7 protein-coding genes are annotated in these 4,958 nt (G+C 59.1%); 3 read left to right on the top strand and 4 right to left on the bottom strand.

Features of this window, described 5'->3' with window-relative positions:
* Window positions 1–132 precede the first annotated feature (132 nt).
* The 3 genes from Q7J44_RS12830 to Q7J44_RS12840 form a co-directional block, all read right to left on the bottom strand.
* Entirely contained in the window at window positions 133–303 is a 171-nt protein-coding gene (locus tag Q7J44_RS12830; RefSeq protein WP_304880500.1) for a hypothetical protein, read from the bottom strand.
* Between the two features lie 9 nt (window positions 304–312).
* On the bottom strand, window positions 313–807 hold the full coding sequence (locus Q7J44_RS12835; RefSeq protein ID WP_304880491.1) for a DUF6878 family protein: 495 nt from the start codon (window positions 805–807) through the stop codon (window positions 313–315).
* 185 nt (window positions 808–992) lie between these two features.
* Complete coding sequence (locus Q7J44_RS12840; RefSeq protein WP_304880493.1) at window positions 993–1,157, bottom strand: hypothetical protein; 165 nt, start codon at window positions 1,155–1,157, stop codon at window positions 993–995.
* A 673-nt stretch (window positions 1,158–1,830) separates the two neighbouring features.
* Here Q7J44_RS12840 and Q7J44_RS12845 point away from each other — a divergent pair.
* Genes Q7J44_RS12845 through Q7J44_RS12855 form a run of 3 tightly spaced genes read left to right on the top strand, consistent with a single transcriptional unit; the run spans window position 1,831 to window position 4,730 of the window.
* Window positions 1,831–2,919, top strand: coding sequence for a hypothetical protein (locus Q7J44_RS12845; protein ID WP_304880494.1), 1,089 nt, complete (start codon window positions 1,831–1,833; stop codon window positions 2,917–2,919).
* Window positions 2,916–3,824: an antitoxin gene (locus Q7J44_RS12850; protein ID WP_304880496.1), complete on the top strand. Its 909-nt coding sequence runs from the start codon at window positions 2,916–2,918 to the stop codon at window positions 3,822–3,824. The genes Q7J44_RS12845 and Q7J44_RS12850 overlap by 4 nt, the downstream gene beginning before the upstream one ends.
* On the top strand, window positions 3,825–4,730 hold the full coding sequence (locus Q7J44_RS12855; protein WP_304880497.1) for a restriction endonuclease: 906 nt from the start codon (window positions 3,825–3,827) through the stop codon (window positions 4,728–4,730).
* 90 nt (window positions 4,731–4,820) lie between these two features.
* Here Q7J44_RS12855 and Q7J44_RS12860 read toward each other — a convergent pair.
* Window positions 4,821–4,958 (bottom strand): DUF736 family protein (locus tag Q7J44_RS12860; RefSeq protein WP_304880498.1); only part of this gene is annotated, 138 nt, incomplete at its 5' end.

A 4,958-nucleotide genomic window follows, 5' to 3' on the forward strand; every position in this document is an offset into this window, starting at 1 on the left:
ACCGACCTCGGCGAGGAATTGGAATGAAATGCGGTCCTGCACACGGAACAGGCCGACCACCGCCAGCTTTTTGGGGAGCGCGGCGGTCGGCCTGTTCCTACCCAAGGTCCCTGCGCCTTTACGCTTGCCTGTCTATGTAACCAGCAGGAAGATCCCCTCCGCGTGGTGGCGGAGGGCGCGATGCCGGAAATCCGCCAGGATGACCTTTGAGGCATCGAAGAATTCATGACAGCCGAGGTAGTCGTCGACCGTCCCGCCCCATTTCTTCACCGAAGACAGGGCGTGGTGATAGGGATGTGCCATCGCCGCCCCTCAGAAATCATGGGTGTAGAGTTCGGACGACGTGAACCGTTCGTTGAGCTCGAGATGGATGGTCCGGACGCGGACATCGATGCAAAACTCGCCATAGGCGCCATCATTGTCCTGCCAGCCAGAATGCGTATCGGAGAGGAGGTCGTAGACCAGTTCTTGGACAGCGCCTTCCAAGGTCAGACGGCGCTCGGTGGGTGCCCCGCTCTGCCAGTCGATGCCAGCGAAGGTGATTTGAGCGGCGGGCAGCGTGACGCTCTGGTCGGCATCATTTCGGGCCTCGATGCTTTCGATCTGCCCGCTGTCGCCCGAGCCATCGAAGCTGACCAGCACATGGGCAACGCCGACATGGCGGAGCCCGTCGAACAGCACTTCTTTGTTCTGGGCGTGAAGCGCCGCCTCGGCAGCGTCACGCTTGGCCTGCTCGGCAAGAATGCGGGACAGTTCGGACGAGATTTCAGCGGCCGGCGCAGCGCGGCCAGGAAGATGGATGGTCATTTCGGGATCTCCGGGGAGAGCGAGTTACAGGTGAGTCCGCCGCCGCTCTCTCTGTCTCAGCGGGCTCGCCCTGCCCGCTCCCCCCTCGATCTCTCCCTTGCCGGACCCTTCGGTTCGGTGCCTTTTCCCCGGACGAGGGCGCTGAGGAAGCGCCCCCGGAGGGGTGGGTGAGGCGCTTTTGCGCCTCACTGCCAGGGGTCGATTTCCAAGGCGACGAGGGTCTCGTCGCCATCGTATTCATCGGACGGCATCGCTGCGTGGGTGCCGTCCCCGGCCTGGAACACGACGATCGAGACCATCAGCGTGGCGGCGAGGGAGGCGGCGAAAGCGGTGGCATCCTTGTAGGACATGGGGTTGGCTCCTGTCTTCTTGGGGGCGGAGGACCATCCCCCGCGCGACAGGCGCCCGAAGTGTCTGACCGGATCTGCAATCACCCTCGTGCGTTCGGCTCGTCCGAATCCGCGAGGGCGGCACGCTCGCGTAGCCGACCCCTCTGGGGTTGAGTGTCAAAGAGACGGATCAGACCAAGGACAGCGAATGAAAGCGGGGGATGGGGCTTTGACCTCAGACAGGAGCCCTACCCCGTCACGGGATGCCCACCGCTCGCCAGCCGTGCCGCCACGTTGGTCTCAATCGATCGTCATGTTCCAGACCGGGTTCTCACAAACTCCAATGCTGCCCATGAATACGAGGCGGGCTCCCGCGCCTGACCCGACCTCTGGCACCAGGCCGCAACGCGCCGAACCTCACGCCATCGGCCTCCTTCCGGCTGGATCAGCCGTCGCACAAGGGATCGTTGCCCGAATGGGGGGAGACTGCCCAGCAGGCTCCAGTCGGACGACCAGAGCCCGGTCCCGGCTCTGCCGGGATGTGCCAAAACATCTTTCTCACTGTCGTCAAACAGTGTGGGCGTCGTGTCGAGATCCAAGCGCCACAGCGTTTCGGGGCATCTTCACAGCACAGTAAATATAGACGTTAGGCCGAATATACGCTAGAAATACCATATTCGCTGCGCAGAGAATCATGATGGAACTCCGAACGCTCCAGACTCTTGTTGAAGAGTTAGCCAAAGCCTTGGGCGAAGCCACAGGAGAGCAACCGCATATCCTGCAAGAGCCCCAGCAAGCCCAAGGCATATCTCATCAAGACGCAATGATCGAATTTACCCACGAAGGTAAACTCTACAAGCTTGTCATCGAGGTGAAGCGGTCACTTTATCCCCGCGATGCACGCGAGGCGATCTGGCAAATAAAGACCCACCTTGCGGATCTGGGCAGAGAAAACGGACCATTCATCCCAGTTCTGCTGGCCGACAGCATCTCTCCAGGAGCGCGTGAACTGCTCCGCGAAGAGCGCGTCGGCCACTTCGATGCCAGCGGAAGCCTCTTCATCGCAGCCCAAGGACTTTACATCCGCATCGACCAGCCAACGTCACGGAAGCAACAACGTTCGATCACCAACGTATTCAGCGGTCGCAGGGCCCAAGCTCTGCACGCCATCTGGACATTCGGCAGCGAGTGGTTCGGCGTGCATCAGATCGCAGATCGAGCCGGAGTGTCTCCAGCAACAGCCTCTGAGACTCTGATCAGCATCGAACGTCGCGAGTGGGTGGAAGTTCGAGGCTCTGGCCCTTCAAAAGAGCGCCGTTTGGTCAACCCGCGTGCGCTGCTGGACGCTTGGGCCAATCATCAAGCCACGATGAAACCATCGGCGATCCAGCACTTCTACGTGCGCTCCACTACTCTGCCAGACCTTCAAAAACTGATAGATGAAACATGTGATGGGGAAGGAGTTCCATATGAATTCTCTGGCATAACCGCCGGGCAGATTCACGCGCCGTTCTTGTCGACCGTCTCGCAAGTCTTTTGTCGCCTGCCAGCCGTTCATGGAGCGAAAGTCGTTCTGAATGCCATCGATGCCCGGCCAGTTCGGGAGGGCTGGAATCTTGCCGTTCAAGAAGCGACGTTCGATGGTGAGTTCAAATTTCGACAGCGGCAGAACGACCTTTGGGTCGCAGATCCTCTGCAAACCTACCTCGACCTTCTACAGTCCGGTGGTCGCGCGAAGGAACTCGCGCAACACCTGCGTGCCGAGAAGCTGGAAACCCCATGACCAAACCGCAATATCTCGCAGATTACAGCCCTGACGTGACCCGCGATTGCGAACGTGTTCTCGTAACACTGTTCAGTAGCCTCGGCCCTTGGCGCAATTCGGTCTTCTTGGTGGGTGGCCTGACACCCCGCTATCTGGTTAAGGCCCGGCCTCCAGAAATCCCTGCGCATGCTGGCACTGGTGACATCGACGTCGTCGTCGATCTTGCCGTACTGGCTGACGTCGAGGCCTATCGGACCCTTGAAGACAATCTCAAACGCATGGGCTTCGAGCGCGCCGAGAATGACAAGGGCGCAAAAGTTAATTGGCGCTGGAAGACAAAAACGGAGCACGGTGTCACGGTCATTCTAGAGTTTCTTGCCGATGACCCCTCTCTCAAAGGCGGGGCGCTTCAAGAACTGCCGACCGAAGGAAACATCTCGGCGGTGAACATCCCACACGCATCCTTGGTCTTCGAACTACATGACCGAATGGATGTTACGGCCGAGCTCCTCGGCGCGAAAGGCCGAGCGACCGAAAGCATTCCTTACGCAAATATTGTCTCTTTCACCTGTCTTAAGGCCTTCGCATTCGATCACCGTCGCGAAGGCAAAGATGCACATGACCTCGTCTACTGCCTTGAACATGGCGACGGTGGACCTGATGGCGCCGTAGCGAAATTCCAGGCGGCAATAGCTGGCAAGCATGCCGAAACCATCACATTAGCCCTTGCAATCTTGCAGAGGCGCTTCTGCGACCCCAAAGCTGATGAGGGGTATCTTCGGGAGGGACCGGTTGCCGCCGCCCGATTTGAGATCGACGGTGACGCCGCTGACGCAGACATCCGCGAACAGCGCGCCTTGCGCCAACGTGGCGTGAATGATGTGATTTCCAGCTTCTTGGGTAAACTTGGTTTCGGGGGATGAATGGATCAGGTCCGACCTGTCGAACTGAAGCTCGTCGATGAACTGTTCGGGATGAACTCGGGCTACGTCCTCGAATTCTCGAACAGCACCTTTGCCGACTTCTTTCAGCGCGAGGTAAACGTCGACATCTATGACGAAGCCTATGCGATTTATGGTAGCAGCAAAGGTAAGCACCTGCGCGCCTTCCTTACCGTCAGCCAGCCACGCGCAATTGCCAAAGCCTTGGCGGCCCTGTGGGAGTATCGGGAGCTAAGCCGTATTGGAACTGGCCAAGCAGAAGCGGTCATCAGAGCGCACGGTCGGCTCACCGCAATCGTCGAGCGCCTAGGCGGGCATCAACTGCCCATTTATGAAGCGCAAAATACTGCGCCCAAGCACTTGAAAGGTGCAGATCAGAAGTCCTTCCGCGCCGACGAGACGACCCTTGCAAAACTCGAGGAGAGTTTCTTGGCACTCCACGAAATGTCGGACGAGCCGCAAGCTCGCGGCCTACATTTCGAACGCCTTCTAGCGGACCTCTTCAACGCCTGGGGAATGGATGCCCGAGGGAGTTTCACATTGAGGGGCGAGCAGATTGACGGATCCTTCCTGCACGGGAATTTCACGTATCTGCTGGAAGCCAAGTGGCAACGCGCAAAAACGGATGCCGCCACGCTGCGCGGGTTTCAAGGGAAGGTCGACGAACGCAACGAATGGACCCGCGGCCTGTTCGTCAGTTACTCAGGGTTCACAGACGTGTGCCTCGAGACGTTCACGGCGAAAAAGATCATCTTGGCCGATGGGATGGATGTATTCGACGCCCTGTCTCGCCGCCTCTCATTGCCTGAAATCATCACTGCCAAGATTCGCCATGCGTCAGAATATCGAAAGCCGTTCGAGCGGGTGCGAAAACTCTTCCCCTTGTGATCCGTGCCACAGCCGTTCGCGGAACTGAGCGAGAAGTTCAGTGAAAGCATTTCGGCCCCGGTCATTCGACCGGGGCCTTTGCTTTGGCGATCAGTCGCCGCGGCGTGTGTTGGGGCGGGACCAGATGAGGCTCCAGCTCTCGCCGTCTTCGTCGTCGAAGAGGTTGGCGTAGATCGGGGCGGCGAAGCTCGGATCGTCCAGCTTCAGGCCCAGGTATTCGCGGCCCTC

This window comes from Pseudotabrizicola sp. (genome assembly GCF_030656345.1).
Taxonomy (GTDB): Bacteria; Pseudomonadota; Alphaproteobacteria; order Rhodobacterales; family Rhodobacteraceae; genus Pseudotabrizicola.

What these genes read in the sequence shown, in the direction of transcription:
- Q7J44_RS12830 (WP_304880500.1), bottom strand. Translation starts at nt 303, where the DNA reads ATGGCACATCCCTATCACCACGCCCTGTCTTCGGTGAAGAAATGGGGC.
- Q7J44_RS12835 (WP_304880491.1), bottom strand. Translation starts at nt 807, where the DNA reads ATGACCATCCATCTTCCTGGCCGCGCTGCGCCGGCCGCTGAAATCTCG.
- Q7J44_RS12840 (WP_304880493.1), bottom strand. Translation starts at nt 1,157, where the DNA reads ATGTCCTACAAGGATGCCACCGCTTTCGCCGCCTCCCTCGCCGCCACG.
- Q7J44_RS12845 (WP_304880494.1), top strand. Translation starts at nt 1,831, where the DNA reads ATGATGGAACTCCGAACGCTCCAGACTCTTGTTGAAGAGTTAGCCAAA.
- Q7J44_RS12850 (WP_304880496.1), top strand. Translation starts at nt 2,916, where the DNA reads ATGACCAAACCGCAATATCTCGCAGATTACAGCCCTGACGTGACCCGC.
- Q7J44_RS12855 (WP_304880497.1), top strand. Translation starts at nt 3,825, where the DNA reads ATGGATCAGGTCCGACCTGTCGAACTGAAGCTCGTCGATGAACTGTTC.